The sequence below is a fragment of the Halodesulfovibrio marinisediminis DSM 17456 genome, from assembly GCF_900129975.1.
In the GTDB taxonomy this organism is placed as follows: Bacteria; Desulfobacterota; Desulfovibrionia; order Desulfovibrionales; family Desulfovibrionaceae; genus Halodesulfovibrio; species Halodesulfovibrio marinisediminis.
Genome location: NZ_FSRG01000005.1, coordinates 707,899 through 727,099, shown reverse-complemented (window position 1 = coordinate 727,099; position 19,201 = coordinate 707,899). Strand labels below are relative to the sequence as shown.

17 protein-coding genes are annotated in these 19,201 nt (G+C 46.6%); 4 read left to right on the top strand and 13 right to left on the bottom strand.

All coding sequences use genetic code 11. The features are described 5' to 3' along the window. Positions 1–16: 16 nt before the first annotated feature. The 13 genes from BUR09_RS11140 to mraZ all read right to left on the bottom strand — a co-directional run bounded on the left by BUR09_RS11140 (position 17) and on the right by mraZ (position 14,473). Complete coding sequence (locus tag BUR09_RS11140; RefSeq protein WP_074217004.1) at positions 17–853, bottom strand: cell division protein FtsQ/DivIB; 837 nt, start codon at positions 851–853, stop codon at positions 17–19. A 6-nt stretch (positions 854–859) separates the two neighbouring features. Then, positions 860–1,747, bottom strand: coding sequence for a UDP-N-acetylmuramate dehydrogenase (murB, locus tag BUR09_RS11135; protein WP_074217003.1), 888 nt, complete (start codon positions 1,745–1,747; stop codon positions 860–862). Continuing rightward, positions 1,747–3,114: a UDP-N-acetylmuramate--L-alanine ligase gene (gene murC, locus BUR09_RS11130; RefSeq protein WP_074217002.1), complete on the bottom strand. Its 1,368-nt coding sequence runs from the start codon at positions 3,112–3,114 to the stop codon at positions 1,747–1,749. Before murC ends, murB begins: the two co-directional genes overlap by 1 nt. 3 nt (positions 3,115–3,117) lie before the next feature. Beyond that, the gene (murG, locus tag BUR09_RS11125; RefSeq protein WP_074217001.1) at positions 3,118–4,260 is read right to left on the bottom strand and encodes an undecaprenyldiphospho-muramoylpentapeptide beta-N-acetylglucosaminyltransferase; all 1,143 of its coding nucleotides are present in this window, start codon (positions 4,258–4,260) and stop codon (positions 3,118–3,120) included. After that, complete coding sequence (gene ftsW / locus BUR09_RS11120; RefSeq protein ID WP_074217000.1) at positions 4,257–5,387, bottom strand: putative lipid II flippase FtsW; 1,131 nt, start codon at positions 5,385–5,387, stop codon at positions 4,257–4,259. Before ftsW ends, murG begins: the two co-directional genes overlap by 4 nt. A 40-nt stretch (positions 5,388–5,427) precedes the next feature. Further along, complete coding sequence (murD, locus tag BUR09_RS11115; RefSeq protein ID WP_074216999.1) at positions 5,428–6,732, bottom strand: UDP-N-acetylmuramoyl-L-alanine--D-glutamate ligase; 1,305 nt, start codon at positions 6,730–6,732, stop codon at positions 5,428–5,430. Positions 6,733–6,742: 10 nt separating this feature from the next. Continuing rightward, complete coding sequence (mraY, locus tag BUR09_RS11110) at positions 6,743–7,816, bottom strand: phospho-N-acetylmuramoyl-pentapeptide-transferase (RefSeq protein ID WP_074216998.1); 1,074 nt, start codon at positions 7,814–7,816, stop codon at positions 6,743–6,745. Then, positions 7,806–9,248, bottom strand: a complete 1,443-nt coding sequence (locus tag BUR09_RS11105; RefSeq protein ID WP_074216997.1) for a UDP-N-acetylmuramoyl-tripeptide--D-alanyl-D-alanine ligase — start codon at positions 9,246–9,248, stop codon at positions 7,806–7,808. Before BUR09_RS11105 ends, mraY begins: the two co-directional genes overlap by 11 nt. Beyond that, positions 9,248–10,693, bottom strand: coding sequence for a UDP-N-acetylmuramoyl-L-alanyl-D-glutamate--2,6-diaminopimelate ligase (locus tag BUR09_RS11100; protein ID WP_074216996.1), 1,446 nt, complete (start codon positions 10,691–10,693; stop codon positions 9,248–9,250). The genes BUR09_RS11105 and BUR09_RS11100 overlap by 1 nt, the downstream gene beginning before the upstream one ends. Position 10,694: 1 nt before the next feature. Beyond that, a complete protein-coding gene (locus tag BUR09_RS11095; RefSeq protein ID WP_074216995.1) occupies positions 10,695–12,620 on the bottom strand; it encodes a penicillin-binding transpeptidase domain-containing protein in 1,926 nt (641 codons plus the stop codon). A gap of 106 nt (positions 12,621–12,726) precedes the next feature. After that, positions 12,727–13,020: a hypothetical protein gene (locus BUR09_RS11090; protein WP_074216994.1), complete on the bottom strand. Its 294-nt coding sequence runs from the start codon at positions 13,018–13,020 to the stop codon at positions 12,727–12,729. Positions 13,021–13,030: 10 nt separating this feature from the next. After that, a complete protein-coding gene (rsmH, locus tag BUR09_RS11085; protein WP_074216993.1) occupies positions 13,031–14,008 on the bottom strand; it encodes a 16S rRNA (cytosine(1402)-N(4))-methyltransferase RsmH in 978 nt (325 codons plus the stop codon). Between the two features lie 15 nt (positions 14,009–14,023). After that, positions 14,024–14,473 (bottom strand): division/cell wall cluster transcriptional repressor MraZ, encoded by a 450-nt coding sequence (gene mraZ, locus BUR09_RS11080; protein ID WP_074216992.1) that lies wholly within the window; start codon positions 14,471–14,473, stop codon positions 14,024–14,026. Between the two features lie 155 nt (positions 14,474–14,628). On the opposite strand from mraZ, the gene pyk reads away from it, so the two are divergent. The 4 genes from pyk (at position 14,629) to BUR09_RS11060 (ending at position 19,196) form a co-directional block, all read left to right on the top strand. Further along, positions 14,629–16,041, top strand: coding sequence for a pyruvate kinase (pyk, locus tag BUR09_RS11075; RefSeq protein WP_074216991.1), 1,413 nt, complete (start codon positions 14,629–14,631; stop codon positions 16,039–16,041). Positions 16,042–16,043: 2 nt separating this feature from the next. Continuing rightward, positions 16,044–17,042 carry an HD-GYP domain-containing protein gene (locus tag BUR09_RS11070; RefSeq protein ID WP_074216990.1) on the top strand — a complete coding sequence of 333 codons (999 nt, stop codon included), beginning with the start codon at positions 16,044–16,046 and terminating at the stop codon, positions 17,040–17,042. A 175-nt stretch (positions 17,043–17,217) separates the two neighbouring features. Then, positions 17,218–18,462, top strand: a complete 1,245-nt coding sequence (locus BUR09_RS11065) for an efflux RND transporter periplasmic adaptor subunit (protein WP_074216989.1) — start codon at positions 17,218–17,220, stop codon at positions 18,460–18,462. 5 nt (positions 18,463–18,467) lie between these two features. Continuing rightward, positions 18,468–19,196: an ABC transporter ATP-binding protein gene (locus BUR09_RS11060; protein WP_074216988.1), complete on the top strand. Its 729-nt coding sequence runs from the start codon at positions 18,468–18,470 to the stop codon at positions 19,194–19,196. Positions 19,197–19,201 lie beyond the last annotated feature (5 nt).

The following is a 19,201-nucleotide window of genomic DNA, read 5'->3' as shown; positions in this document are numbered from 1 at the left end:
CAACACTCCTCTTTATCTAACTTGCCGGATTGGATGTAGTACCAGTACTCACCCAGACATTTCTATCTTCAGCCTTAATACCACGAACACTTGTAAATTCACCGCGCCGCTTCAAATCATCTATTGTTGCGACAAGATGGCGCAGGTTGGATGCCCAGTTATCTACTCCAATACTCAACAGAATATCTTCTGATTCCAGAAACAACGTAATACCACCGCTTAAACTAAGCTTAATCCATGCAGCATTGTGTGATGAAACTGGAAGTCTGGAGGAGTCCAGTTCTGCCACCAGTTGCGGCAAACGCTGCAATAGATGTTCAGTTCCGTCATCTACAGAAAGAAAAGGAAGGGAGGCAAATTTGTACGTGCCTACGTAGTCAATAGGGTTTCCTTTTTCATCTGCATATACGATGCGATTCTCTTGCCGCATCCAGTAGCGCGGTTCGCGCTCTTCAATGGTAATTGCGAGATCGCCCGGCAACTGACGCTTTACTGATACGTTTTTAACCCAAGGGCTGCGCAGCAGGTTGTATTCGATATCGGAAATATTTACTGCGAGACTATTGTCACCATTTTTAAGGTGAGCAAGATTCAAAACGTCTTCTTGTTCCAAACGAACAGTTCCAGAAACCTGAATTTTTTGCACCGCAAAAAAAGTACTGTTTGTAATGGAACGATAACTGAATAACAGTCCGACACTTATTATGACAATAAATGCCGATCCAGTAAAGAGGGTTATCGCCCAAGAAAGCAACAAAGAAGTCGCTTTTGCATGGAAAAAATCGGAAAGCAGACGTCTATAGCTTTTGTTCACTAAAGAATATGGAGCTTTTTTTTGCCTTCTTGCAGCCATTATGCGTTACCCGATTACTTTTACTTCAAGCTCTAATGAATAACCGGTCTGTTCCAGAACAGTGTTTTGTGCCATATGTAACAACTCAAACGCTTCTTTGCTTGTACCGTTATTTATGTTGATAAGAAAATTTGCGTGCAACGGTGAAAATGCAACACCGCCATGAATTTTCCCTTTAAATCCGCACTGATCCAAAAGCTTTCCGGCACTCACACCTTCTGCAGGATTCTTAAAAACACAGCCTGCACTGTGTGCTGAAACAGGTTGAGTTGCTTTTTTTCTCGTTAGATTATCATCAATAACTTTTTTAATTTTTTGAGGATCAGTTTTCTGCAGCGTGAATGCGCTACTCAAAATAACGGGCTGATCGTTTACAGTTGGAATAGAAAAATGTCTATACTGTAATACTACATCTGTTTTTTTGAACACTACAGTGCCAATACTTTTTTCAAAAACTTCTACAGACTCTAAACAGTCTACAACCTCACATCCGTATGATCCGGCATTCATTGCCACAGCACCGCCAACGGTTCCGGGTACTCCAGCCAGTCCTTCCAACCCTGAATACCCACGAGTGGCGCACCAGTTTAAAAAACGGGGCAGGCGGAAGCCCGCCCCGACATGTACAGTGACAGTATCATCAGTTTCTTCAACGCACACAGGATCAGTCGTGACAGCCGGATTTATGATCACAAATGGCAGCTCGCCGTCTTTAGCAAGCAAATTACTACCACGTCCAATGACAAGCGGTTCGCCACCCAATGATGCAAGCAACTCCGGCAACTGTTCACAATCATCAGCATGTGTAAACACTACTTCCGCAAGAGCATCACCGCCCATGCGAAGCGTTGTTCGCTTACTGAATGAAAAAGACTGATGAACCGTAATCGCCATTAGCTAGCTCCGTCCAGATATCCCTGACCGACAGTCCAGATATTACCGGCACCAAGAGTAATAAAGATATCGCCGTCCTGTAATTCATCCGGCAGTTTCGCGGAAACTGCTTCAAAATCTTCGCAGTATTCCACTTTAGTTGAAGACGCCTGCCGAATACCGTGCGCCAATGATTCACCGTTAATACCAGGAATCGGAGATTCGGAAGCAGGATAAATTTCTGTCAGCAACAGCTTATCCACACCTTCAAACGCGATGCAGAACTGACCAAACAAAGCCTGAGTGCGACTAAAACGATGCGGCTGAAATGCTACAACCAGTCGACGCTCTGGGAAACATTGGCGTGCAGTGCGGATAGTTGCCGCTACTTCTACAGGATGATGCCCATAATCATCAATTACCAGAACTCCGTTACGTTCGCCCTTACGCTCAAAACGACGACCTACACCATTAAAACCTGTAAGGCCTGAGATGCATTTTTCAGCAGAAATACCGGATTCGATTGCAACACCGATTGCACCAAGAGCATTTAAAATATTGTGACGTCCTGGTTGTGAAAGTACAACATCGCCAATTTCTTTACCGTCTACTACAACAGTAAATTCGGACTTTTCAGCACAGCACTTTTCTATTGCGCGGATATCGTTGCCTTCTTCAAAACCGTAGGTGATTACACGACGCTTAACCTGCGGGATAAGACGCTGAACGCCTTTGTCATCGCCACACACAACGTTTGCACCATAAAACGGCACGCTGTTCATGAACTGGATAAAGGCTGAATCAATATCTTCCTGTCCGGAATAGAAATCAAGATGATCACAATCTACATTAGTAACGACTGTAATAATCGGGAAAAGACACAGGAAAGAACCATCAGACTCATCAGCTTCAGCAATAAGGAATTCACCTGCACCAAGACGGGCGTTTGCGCCGTATGCATTCAATCGGCCACCAATGATAACAGTCGGATCTGTGTTCGCTTCATCAAAAATAGCAGCTGTCAAAGATGTGGTGGTGGTTTTACCGTGGGTACCAGCAATAGCAATACCAAGACGGAGACGCATCAGCTCTGCCAACATCTCAGCACGCGGGATAATTGGAATCCCCTTTTCTGTAGCAGCTACAATTTCCGGATTATCATCAGAAATAGCAGTGGAACGCACAACAACCTGTGCATCCCCAATATTTTCCTCAGCATGACCAATGCTGACTGTTGCTCCCAACCCACGCAGTCTCTGGACAGGTGCCCCGTTGGATACATCAGAACCAGTCACGTTGAAGTCGAGGTTCAGTAATACTTCAGCAATGCCGCTCATTCCAGAGCCACCAATGCCGATCATATGGATATGTTTAATTTTAGAAATCATATTCTAATCCGTTGCTTCATTGTTTTCGGGCTCATCCTTATAAGGTTGAACCAGAGATTCAAGAGGGGCTTTAGGCAGCAGATCCATAACACCACTCACCACACTTGCTGCGGCTTCGGGTCTACCAAGTTTTTTTGCTGCCTTACTCATGGACTGAAGTTTTTCGTCGTTTGTAAGTAACTCAGTCACTATGGAATTCATATCTTTTTGAGCAAGCTCACACTCTTCCACCACCACGGCTGCACCTTGTGTTTCCAAATAACGGGCATTGTGCACCTGATGGTTATGCGTTGCATAAGGAAAAGGAATAAACAACGCAGGCTTACCGGCAACTGTCAATTCTGCAATAGTTGTTGCACCTGCACGGCAAATAACAAGATCCGCTGCTGCATACGCCGCAGCCATGTCTTCCACAAAAGGCTCAACAATGCAGTTTTTTATTCCCGCCTCAGCATATGCCGCCTGAACCCGTTCCAAATCTGCTTTGCCAGTTTGGTGGTGAATAACGCAGCCCAGCTTCTTCAAGGTCGGCAACATATCGACAACTGCACTATTTACAGCTTTTGCACCAAGACTTCCACCACAAATGAGAACGGATGGAGCTTCTATGTCTAGTTTTTTTGTAACCTTACGAATATCAGCAATCGCTGCCCGTACAGGATTGCCAGTCAACACAGTATAGTCCGGTTCGAAAGTTTCCTGTTCATCCGGCAAAGAAATAAAAATGCGCTCAGCAATTTTACTCAGCATTTTGTTTGTTAACCCCGGAACAGAGTTCTGTTCATGAATCGAAACCGGAATACCGCACAGTTTGCCGCCGACACAACCGGCAACTGCAGCATAGCCACCAAAGCCGATGACTAGCTCTGGATTAAATGTGCGAATAATACGCATAGCTTTGAGAGCGGAGACTCCAAGCCCGAACAATGCGCCAATGGCTTTTATACCGCGACCAAGCACCCCGCGCACAGGCAACCCTACAAAAGGAATACCTGCTTTTTCAACCAAAACGCGCTCCGGACCGTACTGACCACCAATAAACAAAAATTCAGCATCCGGAAAACGCCTGCGGATTTCTTCCGCAACGGCCAAAGCGGGAAATACATGTCCGCCTGTACCACCAGTAGTTAACACTACTCGTTTCATTTTCTACCCCTACCCTCGCGCTCTTCTTGCGAGCGGGAAAAATTCAGTAACAAACCAGTGCAGAGCATCATTGCAATAAGATTACTGCCGCCATAGCTCATAAATGGCATGGCAATTCCTTTAGGAGGTGCAGCACCCATAACTACAGCAAGGTTCAACACAGCGCCAAGGGAGATAATAAGAGCCAATCCAAAGGTAATAAACTTATCCCGAAGCTCTGCCTGCTTATACGAAATGGCAAATGCTCTGAAGAGCACCATTCCCATCAACACGAAAAAGAGGGACATTCCCAAAAATCCGAGTTCTTCACCAACAACGGCCATAATAAAATCGTTGTGAGCTTCCGGCAGATAAAACAACTTCTGCTTCCCTGCTCCAAGTCCCTGCCCGCTGAAGCCACCAGAACCGAACGCGTACAAAGACTGTACCAGCTGATAACTGATGCTGTCTGCATCCTTGAACGGGTCAAGAAATGCAAGAAGGCGTCTGAAGCGATACGGCGACTGTACAATCAACAGATATCCGGCGCCGAGAGCCAGCAGACCGGAACCTCCGAGGTATAATGGGCGGGTACCGCCATACCAGCACATGAAAAAGAGCAATGCTGCCAACACAGCCGCACCACCAAAGTCAGGCTGCCCCAACAAGAGGCCGCAAAGAAGAGCAGTTATAAAAAACGGCGGGATAACACCTTTTGAAAACGTTTTAACTAATTCCTGCTTCGTACTGAAAAAGTATGACAAATACAGCACCAGAGAAATCTTCGCGAATTCCATCGGTTGAACCGAAAATGGTCCGATACTTATCCAACGGCTTGCCCCGTTTACTTTAACTCCAAGCGGAGAAAGGGTAATAAGCAGGGCGCATATTGATACACCGAGCAAAGGATAATGCAGTTGGTAAATCAGACGCTTCGGGAGCAGCACGCTAACTCCCATAGCAATAAGACCAATGCCGGCAAACATAAGTTGCCTCTGGAAAAAGTGGTACTTACTACCAAAGTTACGCTCTGCCATAATGCCGCTGGAACTCAGAACCATTATCAGCCCGAACGCAAGAACACACAGGACCGCAATCAGCATAATCCAGTCTATTGAAATAGTTGTGTCTTGTCGCTTATCAGCCATGTAATGACTCCACACCTAGCCGGAATATTCCGGCGATTATCTATTGTTCGCTAAGCAGACTGGCAATGCGTCTAAAATCATCACCGCGTGCTTTGTAGTTCGCATACTGGTCAAAACTGGAAGTGGCCGGAGAAAGCAGCATCACATCTCCGTCATGTGCTTTACTCATCAATGATCGCGCAGCATCTTCCATAGATTCATGCCACTCAAGATCAACAACGTCATTCCATGCAGCTTCAAAAACCGTACGACTGTCACCATAAAGGCCTACAGCTCGAACGTGTTTTTTCAACAGCTCATTAAGGGAAGCTAAGTCACCGCCTTTGTAATGACCACCGGCAAGAAGCAATACGGGTTCTGCAAAGCTTTCCAGTGCTGCACGAACGGAATCAACAGTTGTAGCTTTTGAATCGTTCACAAAAACAACCCCGCGACCTTGAGCAACAGTCTCCAACGTATGCGGTGCAGTAGAAAAGTCTTCAACAGCATCAAGGGCATTCTCGAAAGTAACACCAAATCGGGAAGTTGCTGCATAGGCAGCTTCCATATTCAACCGATTATGCAAGCCTTTTAAAGGCGCTTCTGTAAACCGTCCGGTGTCAGAAAACACATGCTGCTCTGCACGCTGCAGGCCTGCGCTGTTGCTGGAAGCTGTGAGCTGTTGTGCTTCTTCACCCAACACGGCCATGTCGCCCTGTTCCATATTGGCAAAGAGCTTCAGCTTGGCATCAATGTATTCCTGCATGTCCTCATGATAATCGAGATGATCTTCAGTTACGTTGAGCAACACACCGACAGTCGGACGAAATTGACGACACGTCTGTAGCTGGAAACTGGATACTTCCAGCACAAGCACATCTGCTTCCTGCTTTTCGAGAACAAATTCGCTAAGCGGTGTCCCTATGTTACCACCCAGAAAAACACGCTTTCCGGCTTTACGCAGCATCGCATCGCAAAGGCGGACAGTGGTTGTTTTACCATTTGTCCCTGTTACAGCGATAGCGGGGATATGAGGAATACATGACCATGCAAGTTCCACTTCCGCCAAAACGACAGCCTGATCAGGAATAAACGAAGCAAGCTTGAGCATGGGAACGCCCGGGCTTGGCACGACGACATCTGCACCGGCAAACTGTTCTGCAGTATGAGGGCCGAATGCGGTCTCAAATCCGCATTCGGCAATAATTTTACGGAAGGATTCCGGAACGGACTCCTCATTCATATTCACAATGCGTACAGAAGCACCAAGTGAATGCAACAACCGTGCGGCAGCCTGACCAGAACGGCCAGTGCCGACTACTACGGCTTTGCACCCCGGTGTAACTACCTGTGGTCGATATTCCACGAGTAACTCCTTAACGCAGTTTCAGAACGCTGAGAGCCATTACGCCCAGCAGGATTGAAATAATCCAGAAGCGAATAATGACTTTGGATTCCGGAATACCACTTATTTCAAAGTGGTGGTGGATTGGGGCCATCTTAAATATTCTTTTTCTCCGAAGCTTGTAGGAACCCACCTGTAAAATTACAGATAAAGTCTCTACAACAAACAGACCACCGACAATGACCATCATCAGCTCCTGCTTGCACAGCACGGAAATAAAACCAAGCGTGCCACCAATAGAAAGTGAACCGACATCACCCATAAACACTTGAGCCGGATACGCGTTGAACCACAAGAAGCCAAGTCCAGCACCAACTAGCGCACCACAGAATACGGTAATTTCACCAACACCTGGTACACCTGCAACTTGCAAATACTGCGACAAGGCAGCGTGACCGGCAATATACACGAAGACCCCGTACACAAGTGCGGTAACAACAGCCGGAACAATAGCAAGACCGTCCATACCGTCTGTCAGGTTCACACCGTTTGACGTGCCGATAATAACCAGCATGGCAAACGGAATATAAAAAAGTCCAAGATCCGGACTTACGTTTTTAAAGAGCGGAACATACAACTCAGTGGAGTACGCCGGAAGCTGTACCAGCAGGTACAATGCTATTCCCGAGATCACTATCTGCCACAGGAACTTTGCACGGGCAGACAAACCCTGATTCTCTTTACGGCGCAACTTTGTAAAGTCATCCAGAAATCCGACCAAACCAAAACCTACATAAACCAGCAGGGTAAGCCAGACATACGGGTTACTTAAATCACACCATAACAGCGTACTTACGATAAGAGAAAACGCGATCAAAATACCGCCCATGGTTGGCGTACCAGCTTTACTGGTATGACAGGCCACCTCTGACTGAATGTACTGTCCGCATTTGATCTTTTTTAACCAGTTGATAAAATATGGACCTAAAGCAATTGAAAGAATAAGGGCAGTAAGCAACGCCCCGACGGTTCTAAATGAAATGTATTTAAATACATTCAAAAAGCTCAGATCTGAACTGAGCGGGTAAAGCAGATTATAAAGCACCAGTTATCCCCGTTGTTCTGTTTGGACAACAATTGTCACAGAACACAGAAACAAAACGCTCGAGCTTATTACCACGAGAGCCCTTAAATAGAATGGCTCCATCGTCTACACAAAGCGTTCTGCACAGGTTAAGAAATTGCTGCGGCGTTTCCACACAGTGGAATTCCCCGGTAAAGTTAGTCTCATCAAGACCTTCTTTCACCGCATCGCGGTTTTTGCCAATCCAGCACACAACATCGGCTTTAGATTCAGTAATCTTTTTGCCAAGATCTTTATGCGCCTCGTAAGCCTGCTCCCCCAGTTCCAACATTTCACCCAACACCAGAACAAGCGGCTTATCTTCTGCCAGCTCTGCCGCTGTTTCCAGCGCACGGACACAAGATAGCGGATTCGAATTATAACAATCGTCTATAACAAGCCAGTTACCGCGCTGAGAACAATTAAACCGTTTTTCCGGCAATGTTGCCTGCGCAAATCCCTGAATAATTTCTTTAGACGTAAGTCCGATAATATCTGCAGCGGCAGCCACAGCTATTACGTTTTCGGCTGCAAATGCTCCCCTGAACGGAGCAGTCACTTCGAACTCTTTGCCACAGAGATTTACACGGTATTTACCCTGAACTTCAGATACAGGCCCGCTGTATTCTGCATAATATGCACATTCAGGGTCTTTGATGCTGAAATACCGCATTTCATCAAACTTTTTAGCACAAGCTTTTGAAAGTTCTGGATAGTCAGCAGAAACAAGTCCTACACCACCCTGTTGAATATATTTCAAAAGCTGAGATTTGTAGTGGGCTACACCCTTGTCACCCAGTCCTTCTGTGTGACCTTCACCCACGTTCAAAATAATGCCGAGGTCTGGTCGCAAAATCGCACCAAGCTCATCCATATCGTTAGGCTGGCTGATACCTGCTTCCATAACCCAATATTTTTCATCACCGGAGGCACCGAGCATTGAAACCGGCAATCCGATCTGGTTGTTTAAATTAAGATGGTTTCTAGCTGTCTCTCCGCGAACAGAAAGAACTTCTGCAAGCAGTTCCTTTACAGTTGTTTTTCCAGCAGTTCCTGTAATTCCGGTAACAACCGCTTTGGTAAGCAGACGATGGTACGCAGCCAGTCTGCCAAGAGCTACAACACAATCCTGAACCATCAAAAGCGGCACACCACCATCCTGACATTCCATCCCCATCATCTCATCCATAGAGAAAGGAGGACGTTCTGCCACAATACCGCATGCACCACGCTCCAGAGCCGCCTTTGCGAAGTTATGACCATCGAAGCGCTCGCCTGAAATACAGAAGAACAGTTCACCGCGCTTCAGAACACGGCTATCAGTCTGTACGCCAACAGGCACGGTAGATTCCGCATCACCGAGAAATCCCACAGCACCCATCGCACTCTGAATTTGTTCGAGCGTTAACTTCACTAGAGCAACTCCTTAAGAATTGCCTGATCGCTGAATGAGACTTTCTTTGTGCCGATTACCTGATAATCTTCGTGGCCTTTACCGGCTACGAGAATACAATCACCAGGATTTGCAATGGATACTGCAAGCTCGAGAGCTTTTTTACGATCCACCTCAACATGCACTTCTTTACAGTCAGCAAGACCCGGCTTCACATCTTCAAGAATAGCATTAGGATTTTCAGTACGCGGATTATCAGAAGTAAGCACCGCCACATCAGCCCCTTTTGCTACTGCCTCGCCCATAAGAGGACGCTTGGTACGGTCACGGTCACCACCGCAACCGAACACAGTGATAATACGTTCAAACCCTGTTTTGCGCAGAGCAGAAAGAACGTTTACCAGCGCGTCAGGGGTATGCGCGTAGTCAACAAAAGCATAAATGCCTTTATCGGTTGGAATACGTTCAAGACGTCCGCAAACCCCGTTGTATCCGGAAAGACACTGCATCTGATCCGGCATGAGTCCCATACCGAGACCTACAGCCATAGCCGCAAGCAGGTTAGACGCGTTATGTGTACCCACCATAGGGGAAACAATATCCCACTCCTGACCTTCAAAGGTCATATGGAGCTTAAGACCATCTACGGTTGATTCAATAACCTCACCACGAAGAATGCGGCACCCTTCAATTTCAACATTAGTCAAAGTAAAGCCGATACCGTTAGCAAGTTCAGGCAACAGACGTTTACCATAGGCATCATCAAGATTTACTACGCCAAGCTTTCCGTCATCTGGAACCGAGGTAAAAAGCTTTTTCTTTGCTTCATAGTAGCTTTCCATATCACCATGATAATCAAGGTGATCCTGTGTCACGTTTGTGAGCACACCACCAGCAAAACGGATACCAGCGGAACGGTTCTGATCTAGCGCATGAGATGAAACTTCCATAAAAGCATTTTCTACACCGGCCGCTTCCATGCGGGAAAGCAAAGAATGCAGCTTCAGGCAATCCGGTGTTGTCATGCTGGCAACAATTTCTGTACCCGGCCAACGGTATGCAACCGTGCCGATAACACCAGTCTTGCGCCCCGCCTGAGCAAAAAGAAACTCCAGAATACTGGTTACAGTGGTTTTGCCGTTTGTACCAGTAACTCCCACCAATTTCAGATTAAGATTAGCTGTACCGAAACGGGCAGAAGCTAACTTGCCAAGAGTTTCTTTTGGATTTTCTGTCACGACAAACACAGCGTCTGTTGCGTCTGCCGGAATATTTTCTTCGCGGCACACAATATATGCTGCGCCATTCTCAATGGCATTTCCAATAAATTTTCCGCCATCAACGGAGGCTCCCGGAAGCGCGATAAACACGTCTCCCTGCTTCACTTTGCGGGAATCGATATGCAGCGTTAGCAAACCGGTTGCTACTTGCTGCTCCAGCTGTTCCATAGGTATAGTCTGCGCCATATTATGATTGCTCCGATAGCCAGAGAGTATATTGCTGTTTCCCACCGACAGGCCACTTTGCGCCCGCTGCCGGTTTTTGTTTTTTAACAAAAGCACCGCTACCTTTTACAGACGGGATAATACCCTGACGTGCATATACTTCCATTGCGAAGCGTATAGACTTGCCCCGTAAATCCGGAATAGACTTGCCTGCAATCTGTGGTTTGTCACCAACACCGAAGCGCCGTTCACCGTATTTTGGAATCAGCGTTGACGGAGTTGCGGTTGCAAGCAAGCGGGACTTTTCAAAGTCAGGTAAGGTGCCATTAAGAGCCATGTAGCGCATCGCGATTTCTTTAAACGCCGGTGCAGCAACCTTGCTCCCGTAATAGTTTTTAGCCGGTTCATCAACCACAACAAGCGTGATGAACCTTGGATTTAATGCAGGTACCAGCCCGACAAATGATGCTGTATACTTCCTGCCATACCCGCCACTGCGCGATGCTTTTTGCGCTGTGCCGGTTTTACCTCCAATAGAAACGCCGGAAATAGCAGCACTTTTACCCGTGCCGGAATCCACTACATCCTGCATCATCTTTAATACTGTATAAGCAGTTTCTTCTGAAAAAACTCGTTGGGAATTTTCTTTCAGCACATTTTCATTTAATGGAAAATTCTTCACCAAGCGTAACGGTTTTCGCACTCCACCGTTAGCAAGGGCAAGATAGGCTTCTGCCAACTGCGGCATTGTTGAAGCAAAGCCCTGTCCAAATGCCGCGTTTGCAAGATCAACCTGCGTCCACCTATTCAACGGACGTAAGATACCAGAAGACTGCCCAGCCAAAGGTAGTGCCGCTTTCTTGCCAAATCCTAACCGGACAAGATAATCACGATACTTGGTCGCACCAAGTTCGAGTCCTATTTTTGCGGTACCGATGTTACTGGAATACGTCAGCACCTTTTTTGCTGTAATCCACTGTAACTTTTTCGTATCGCGAATACGCACATTATGGAGTTTCCATTTACCGTTTTCACAGAAGTACAACGTATCCGGCTTGGTAATATGTTCTTCAAGCGCCGCAGCCATAAGAAATGGTTTTATTGTGGATCCCATTTCAAAGGCATCCTGCGCAATCCGATCCCGACGCTGGCTGGATGAGTACTGCCCATATACGTTCGGGTTAAACATCGGAGCCTGTGCCCATGCAAGAATGTCACCACTGGCAACATCTACCACCATGGCACCACCCCATCGGGCATCATATTTATTCACTGCATACTGCACAGCCTGTTCAGCAAAGAATTGAACTTCTGAATCAATGGTCAGAGCTATGTCATCACCCTGAAGCGGCGTGGTTTCCTCAGCTCCCTGTAAAAAGAGTCTGCGTCCCGCAGCATCGCGCTGCACAACAAACTTAGAAGATGATCCTGTAAGCGTTTTGTTAAACGCATATTCAATACCAGCCAAACCTTTTTCGTCTACGCCGACATAACCAAGCAAATTACCGCCCAGCATCTTGTTCGGATAGATTCGACCAAATTCAGTCTGAAGGTAAACGCCCTTCAAACCTTGTTTCTTAATTGCAGTGGCTGTTCTGTCGTCAATTTTGCGTTTTATCCAAACAAAATTCCGACCTTTTTTAATTTTCTTGCGAATATACTTAGGATCTACTCCAAGAATTTTGGCAAGACGCACAGATACAGTATACGGACTCTCTACTTCGTACGGGCGTACAAAAACAGATTTAATGGCAAGGGTAGATGCCAATACCCTGTTATCCCTGTCAAGAATCTTTCCTCGACGGCCTGTCACCAATTCCGATGTAAGATGTTGACGAAGCGCTCTGCCACTTAGATTCTGAGTATCCACAACTTGCAAACAGTATGCACGTGCCCACAAAGAGCACCATACGACTGCAATAAGCGCAGCAACGCACAAAAACCGCACACGGCTCCAATCCCACTTTTGTAAAGCAGAATCCCTGTTCACCGAGGCGGTTCTTTTTGATCGGGAATGTGATCTAGTTCGCGTTGCCTTGGCCACGGTCACTCCATCAATCCTTTATAGGTTTATCTGGCATTCGCCTTATCTGTCCGACCTGAGCAGCCTGCATTCCGAGCCGTGCGGCTTCTTTCTTCAGCCTGTAAGGCGAAAGTAAGTTATCTCGTTCAAGCTGAAGCCTTGCTGTATGAGCTTTCTTTTTATTAACGCTTACCTGAAGTTCTTTCAGGGCATACCCCATATTCACCTGCTCAATGTTCAACCACACTGTGGTAAGACACAGAGCTAACGTGACCACTCCGGAAAGGATCAAAGAAAGAATCCATACATCAACTTTTTTTGCCATCGGCTTCCCGCTACAGTTTTTCAACCACACGCAGTTTCGCGCTGGAAGAACGTGGATTTACCTTCAGTTCTTCAGCAGTTGCAGTAACCGGTTTTCTAGTAATCAACTTAATATTCGGTTTATGGTTGCAAATGCACACAGGAATCTGTTTTGGACAAATACATCCAGCAGATTCTTCCTTGAACATGCGCTTCACCATACGGTCTTCCAAAGAGTGGAAGGTGATTACTGCAAGTCGTCCACCAGGACGCAGATGATCCAGAATGCGTTTCAAAAATGCTTCAAGCTCTTCTAATTCGCTGTTCACCACCATACGCAGCCCCTGAAAAGTACGCGTTGCAGGATGGTTTCTGGACTTGGCACGCCATTTTGCCGGATATGCTTTCTCTACAATGGAAGCCAACTGTGTTGTTGTCTCGATTGGAGAAACGGAACGTGCTTCAATAATTGCCTTTGCAATACGTCCGCACATCGGATCTTCACCATACCGGCCGATAATAAATTTTAATTTTTCGTAGGAGGCCTTGTTTACAATGGTACTGGCCGGAGCCATTCCACCGGAAGGATCCATTCGCATATCAAGCGGCCCTTCAACCCTGAAGCTGAAACCGCGCTCAGGCTGATCAATTTGCATAGAAGAAACACCGATATCAATCAGCGCTCCATCTAACTCATCCCAACCTGCATCGCGCATAACCATTTCAAATTCACTGAATCTGGCATGGGCGGTTACAACGTGATCTCCAAACGGCTCAAGACGCTTACGTGCGCGCTCAAGTGTTTCAAGGTCCCTATCGATACCGAGCAGATGCGCTTTACCTTCTGCTTTTTTCAACAAAGCTTCGCTATGCCCTGCAAGACCAAGGGTGCCATCTAAGTAATAGCCACCCGGCTTAGGGTCGAGATAGTCGATCACTTCGTTCAGCAATACAGAGACATGATCGTCCCATTCTTGCCGGTTTTGTGCGCTATCCTGTTCGGAATTCATTACTTCACCTTATTCCTAAATCGGGAAATCAATCCCGCTTTCTGTTAATTCGTCGGCCACATCATCAAAGTTAAGTGTCATCAGATCTTCGAATCTGGTCTTATCCCAAATCTCAAACTTATTTCCCTGTCCGACAATCACTATATCTTTCTGAAGCCCACCATATACCACGTGGTCAGCAGGTATTCGGATACGCCCTTGCTTGTCCACAACAACTTCTTCGGCTCCGCCAATAACGAGTCTTCGAAAATGACGCAACTTAAGAGATGGATTTTTTAATCGGTGGAATTTTTGCTCGAACTCTTCCCAGTCAGGCAATGGGTAGCCCATTACGCACCTGTCATAGGTCGTAAGGACAAGATTCCCGCCTTCTGAGCGAGATAGAAGGATGTCCCTAAAGGCAGTAGGCAGCATCACCCTGCCTTTATTATCGAGACTTCGGTGGGATCGGCCTCTGAAATACATATTTAACCTCTACCACCTTTTACCACACTTTACCACCCCAACTATTATAAGAATGGGATCATCGTAAAGTTGTAACCTGTTGCATCCAAACTAAAACCGGTTTCACCTGTCAATTACGCTTGACAATATGTTCCAAATCACAAAATATCGATACCATGAGAACTAAAATTATTGCCACCATTGGTCCGGCCAGTAACTCCAGACAGAAACTGTCAGAACTTATCGAAGCCGGTGTACGGATTTTCAGGCTGAACTTCTCTCATGGCGATGCGACCATGTTTGAAGGTCTTATTGCACTGATCCGCGAACTCGAAGCAGAGTACAATACCCCTATTACAATTCTTCAGGACCTTTCCGGTCCTAAGATGCGTATTGGTCAGCTCAGCGAAGACAGCTATACGCTGAAGAAATATGACCGCCTTGTACTTGGCCCTTCCGGTTCTGAACATGTGCGTCAACTTCCATTCATCCCGTTCGATGTTCCTGAGATCATGGAAACTCTGGAACTCGGCGACAAAATCGTGCTCGCAGACGGTGTACTTCCGTTCCGCGTGACCGAAAAACTCGATCTTGGCGCATTTGAGATCGAATGTCGCAACGACGGGTTCCTGACCTCCCGTAAAGGTCTGGCTCTTCCTGGCAAGCCGATCAACCTTCCGGCTATGACTGAAAAAGACCAAAAAGACCTGCGTGACGGTCTACGTCTCGGTGTTGATGCGTGCGCACTCTCCTTTGTTCAGACTCCTGCTGACATTGAAGTTGCCCGCAAAATCATCCTTGAGGCCGGGAAAAACATTCCAATTATTGCAAAACTCGAACGCCAGACTTCTGTTCAGAACCTTGATGCTATCCTCGAAGTTACTGACATCATCATGGTTGCCCGTGGTGACCTGGGCGTTGAATGTCCCCTTCCACAGCTTCCAGCTATGCAGAAACGCATTATCGAAGCATGTAACCGAGTTGGTAAACCTGTAATCGTTGCAACCCAGATGCTTCTCTCCATGGTGAACAACCCTGTTCCTACCCGTGCAGAGACCACTGACGTTGCCAACGCAGTACTCGACGGCACTGACTGTCTCATGCTCTCTGAAGAAACCGCTATGGGCAACTTCCCTGTTGAGACAGTTAAGTACATGACCAACATCGCTCAGGAAGCAGAAAAATACTACTTTGAGCAAGACCGTGACATGACTCCGAGCAAAGACCAGTCCACTCCAGACTTCCTTGCATACTCTGCATGTCTCATGGCTGAAAAAGTAGAAGCCAAGGCACTTGTATGTCACTCTAACAGTGGCGCATCCGCCCGTCTGTTGTCCGCACGCCGTCCGGATCAGCTTGTTCACGCACTGACTCCGAACGAAAATGTTCGCCGTGCATTGAACTTCTCATGGGGTGTTGTAACCGATCCTGTTGACAAATCTATTGAAGCCCACCTACAACGAGCTGAAACATTTGTTGAAACATCCCCTGAATTCCATGCTGGTGACCGCATTGTTATTACTGCAGGACAGCCTAAACCGGGAGGACAAGCCAGGGGTACAAACTTGGTAAAAATCTACCACAAGTAAGTATGACAACAGCCCATTCCACTGCTTCCGAAAGCTTTAGAGAGGCCTATTACCAGATTGCAAAGTCTATTCTGGAGAGCTTCCCGAAGTACAGGCCACCACTGGACCTGTTTGTGTACAAAGATGAGTCTGCAACGCTTGAGACCTATTGCCGTAAAGGCCATAGACTATCCAATGAACAGGTAGATGAAATCCACAAGCTTTGCGATAGTGGAAGCCTGTTTGTAGCCCGAGCAGACCATGCGGTTTACTTTAAGCACATTGTCAAACAGCTTGACCTCGTACTTATTGATGAGAACCTGAAAGAGACTGAAATTGCTGAAGTAATTATTCAGGCGCTAACCATCCGCCTTGAAGAATTCATGAGCCAGCCTGTACGCCCAGTGTTTGAAACACTATACAAGGACGTCATGGTCTTCACCGAATTTCTCGCTCAAGACAAGTTCCGCATTAAGCTCTTCATGCGTCGTTTGGCAATGGGAGAACACACACTTTGTTCGCATTCGCTCAACACAGCGATAACCGGACTCTGGCTCTTCTTTGAAACCCGTAAGGATTTCAAACGCAGAGATTTGGACAAAGCGACACTGGCACTGCTATTACATGATATTGGAATGTCAAAAGTACCTTCCTTTATTCTAGCTAAAACAGAGCCGTTGAAACGTGATGAACGAGCGAAAATCATCGAGCACGCCCTGCAAGGCGGAAAAGTAGTACACAAACTCGGATTTGCTTTCGACGAAATGGTGCAGGCAATTATGCAGCATCATGAGCGGTTGGATGGGTCAGGGTACCCTAACAAACTCAAAGGTGATGATATTGGTTGGTTCGGCAGACTTACTGCTGTTGCAGATTCATTCAGCGCCATGATTACAGACCGTAATTATGCAAAGGCAATATCGCCTGCTGAAGCTGCCGCTTCCCTTCAAAAGGATGAAAAACGTTACGACAGTAAATATGCCTCACTGCTAAATGCAGCATACGCAACCAATCTGTTTTAGCATCACCGCTATTACGCCCATAAAAGACCACTACGGATGCAGTGGTCTTTTTTTATGCCTTCCCCCCGAAACGCGAGCGCATGATTATTCCCCTGTTTTACCCCTTTGAATAGCTATCACAGGCAAATATAGAGTACAGTTAACATTGTCACTACTTGCAAAAGGACACACGTAAATGGGTAAACGGACAACCATTATTCCAGCTGTGCTCATCATTCTGCTACTCGCCGTCGTAGCAGTATGGTTCTTTGTTGTCCGAGAGACTGGCACTACAGTCCGTGTGTTACAGACCGCCCCAGCAACACGGGGCAGCGTATCTGTTCAACTCAAATCCACCGGCATTATCAAGCCCCAAGTCGGTGCCATTGTAAAAACAGGCACTCGCGCCACAGGTGTTATTGAACGAATGCTCGTGCGTGTGGGAGACAAAGTTAAAAAAGGCGTACTCATAGCCAAAATCGACGATAGAGAACAACGTACTGAATACCAGTCTAAAGAAGCAGCGTTAAGGCAAGCACAAGCAGACCTAACAAACGTCAATAAAACATACCCCATTAAATTAGAGCAGGCACAGGCAACCCTCGATGGTTCCCTCGCAAAGCGCCGCTTCACGTACCTAACTTGGCAACGCAACACCGAACTTGTTGCAACCGGAGTTATGGAGCAAGCCGCACTGGATGAAGCCTATCAGAACTATGTTGTTGCAGCGACACAAGCGAAAGCAGACAAAGAAGCCCTCAGACTTGTAGAAGAAAACTACATAAAAGACCTGATCAATGCAGTAGAAGCCGTTGTTGCTGCACAGGCCGATCTTGAGAACGCCAGCATTCAAATCAGCTATACGGAAATCTACGCCCCAATCACCGGCCTTGTCAGTCAAGTCGCCATACAGGAAGGTGAAACTGTAGTTACAGGATTAGAAGTAGCAAACCTCATTACCATCCTCGACCCCACCCGTCTTGAAATGCTGATCTATGTTGACGAGACAGATGTAGGAACTGTTACCAGTGGGATGCCGGTTAATTTCACGGTCGACGCATACCCGAATGTTATCTTCCGAGGCATGGTTTCCAAAATATATCCAGAAGCTGTGATACAGGATAACATTGTGTACTATCAGGCTCTTGTTCCACTCTCACCACAAACAGCCCTCCAGTTACGACCTGAAATGACTACACAGTGCTCCATCATAACGAAAGAAATCGATGGAGTGCTCGTCATTCCCAACGAAGCAATCAAATGGGTTAATGACAAAAAACACGTTTATATAGTTGACGCTGATGGCAAAGCAAAACCTGTTTCACCAAAATTTGGAGTGATGGGAGAAAACAATACTGAAATTCTCTCAGGTATTAACGAAGGAGACAGGGTTGCCACTCGAATTATCATTCCAACCATAACCTCGGATAACAGTAAGTAAAAAGTATGAGCAGATCGGTAGTCGAAACAAAAGGGTTAACAAGAACCTTTTATCAGGGCGGTCAAGTCATTGAAGCCGTTAAGCCTCTTGATTTAATCATCAAGCATGGCGAGCTGGTAGCTATTCAAGGCACTTCAGGCTCAGGGAAATCCACCTTGCTACACCTACTTGCTCTTCTTGATCGCCCTACAGGCGGCTCGTATTTTTTAGATGGAACAGACACAGCCCAAATGTCCGACAATGAACAAAGCGACGCACGGAACAGGCTTACCGGCATTGTTTTTCAGAACTTCTACCTTATCCCATATGCAACGGCTGCAGAAAATGTGATGCTCCCCGGTCTCTACAGGAGAACTCCCCACCCCAACATACGCAGACGTGCCGAGGAGCTTCTTGATTCAGTAGGGCTTGGAGACCGTATCAACTTTAAACCATCAAGCCTTTCCGGTGGACAACAGCAACGGGTCGCAATCGCCCGTGCCATGTTCAACAATCCCCCTCTCCTGTTAGCGGATGAACCCACAGGACAATTAGATACAAACACCAGTAATGAAATCCTCGATCTATTCGGAAAAATAAACGAAACTGGTAAGACAATCATAATAGTAACGCATGATCCGCTCACAGCGGACAGTGCAAGACGTCGCATTATTTTTAAAGACGGGGAAGTACAGAGTGATCAAAAGCAGGTATCTGTCCGCAGAGGCACTAATACTGCTGACAGCACTACATAATAAGC

Bases quoted from the DNA above. Each gene is read 5' to 3' on its own strand.
- BUR09_RS11140 (WP_074217004.1), bottom strand. From the start codon at position 853: ATGGCTGCAAGAAGGCAAAAAAAAGCTCCATATTCTTTAGTGAACAAA.
- murB (WP_074217003.1), bottom strand. From the start codon at position 1,747: ATGGCGATTACGGTTCATCAGTCTTTTTCATTCAGTAAGCGAACAACG.
- murC (WP_074217002.1), bottom strand. From the start codon at position 3,114: ATGATTTCTAAAATTAAACATATCCATATGATCGGCATTGGTGGCTCT.
- murG (WP_074217001.1), bottom strand. From the start codon at position 4,260: ATGAAACGAGTAGTGTTAACTACTGGTGGTACAGGCGGACATGTATTT.
- ftsW (WP_074217000.1), bottom strand. From the start codon at position 5,387: ATGGCTGATAAGCGACAAGACACAACTATTTCAATAGACTGGATTATG.
- BUR09_RS11100 (WP_074216996.1), bottom strand. From the start codon at position 10,693: ATGGCGCAGACTATACCTATGGAACAGCTGGAGCAGCAAGTAGCAACC.
- BUR09_RS11090 (WP_074216994.1), bottom strand. From the start codon at position 13,020: ATGGCAAAAAAAGTTGATGTATGGATTCTTTCTTTGATCCTTTCCGGA.
- rsmH (WP_074216993.1), bottom strand. From the start codon at position 14,008: ATGAATTCCGAACAGGATAGCGCACAAAACCGGCAAGAATGGGACGAT.
- mraZ (WP_074216992.1), bottom strand. From the start codon at position 14,473: ATGTATTTCAGAGGCCGATCCCACCGAAGTCTCGATAATAAAGGCAGG.
- pyk (WP_074216991.1), top strand. From the start codon at position 14,629: ATGAGAACTAAAATTATTGCCACCATTGGTCCGGCCAGTAACTCCAGA.
- BUR09_RS11070 (WP_074216990.1), top strand. From the start codon at position 16,044: ATGACAACAGCCCATTCCACTGCTTCCGAAAGCTTTAGAGAGGCCTAT.
- BUR09_RS11065 (WP_074216989.1), top strand. From the start codon at position 17,218: ATGGGTAAACGGACAACCATTATTCCAGCTGTGCTCATCATTCTGCTA.
- BUR09_RS11060 (WP_074216988.1), top strand. From the start codon at position 18,468: ATGAGCAGATCGGTAGTCGAAACAAAAGGGTTAACAAGAACCTTTTAT.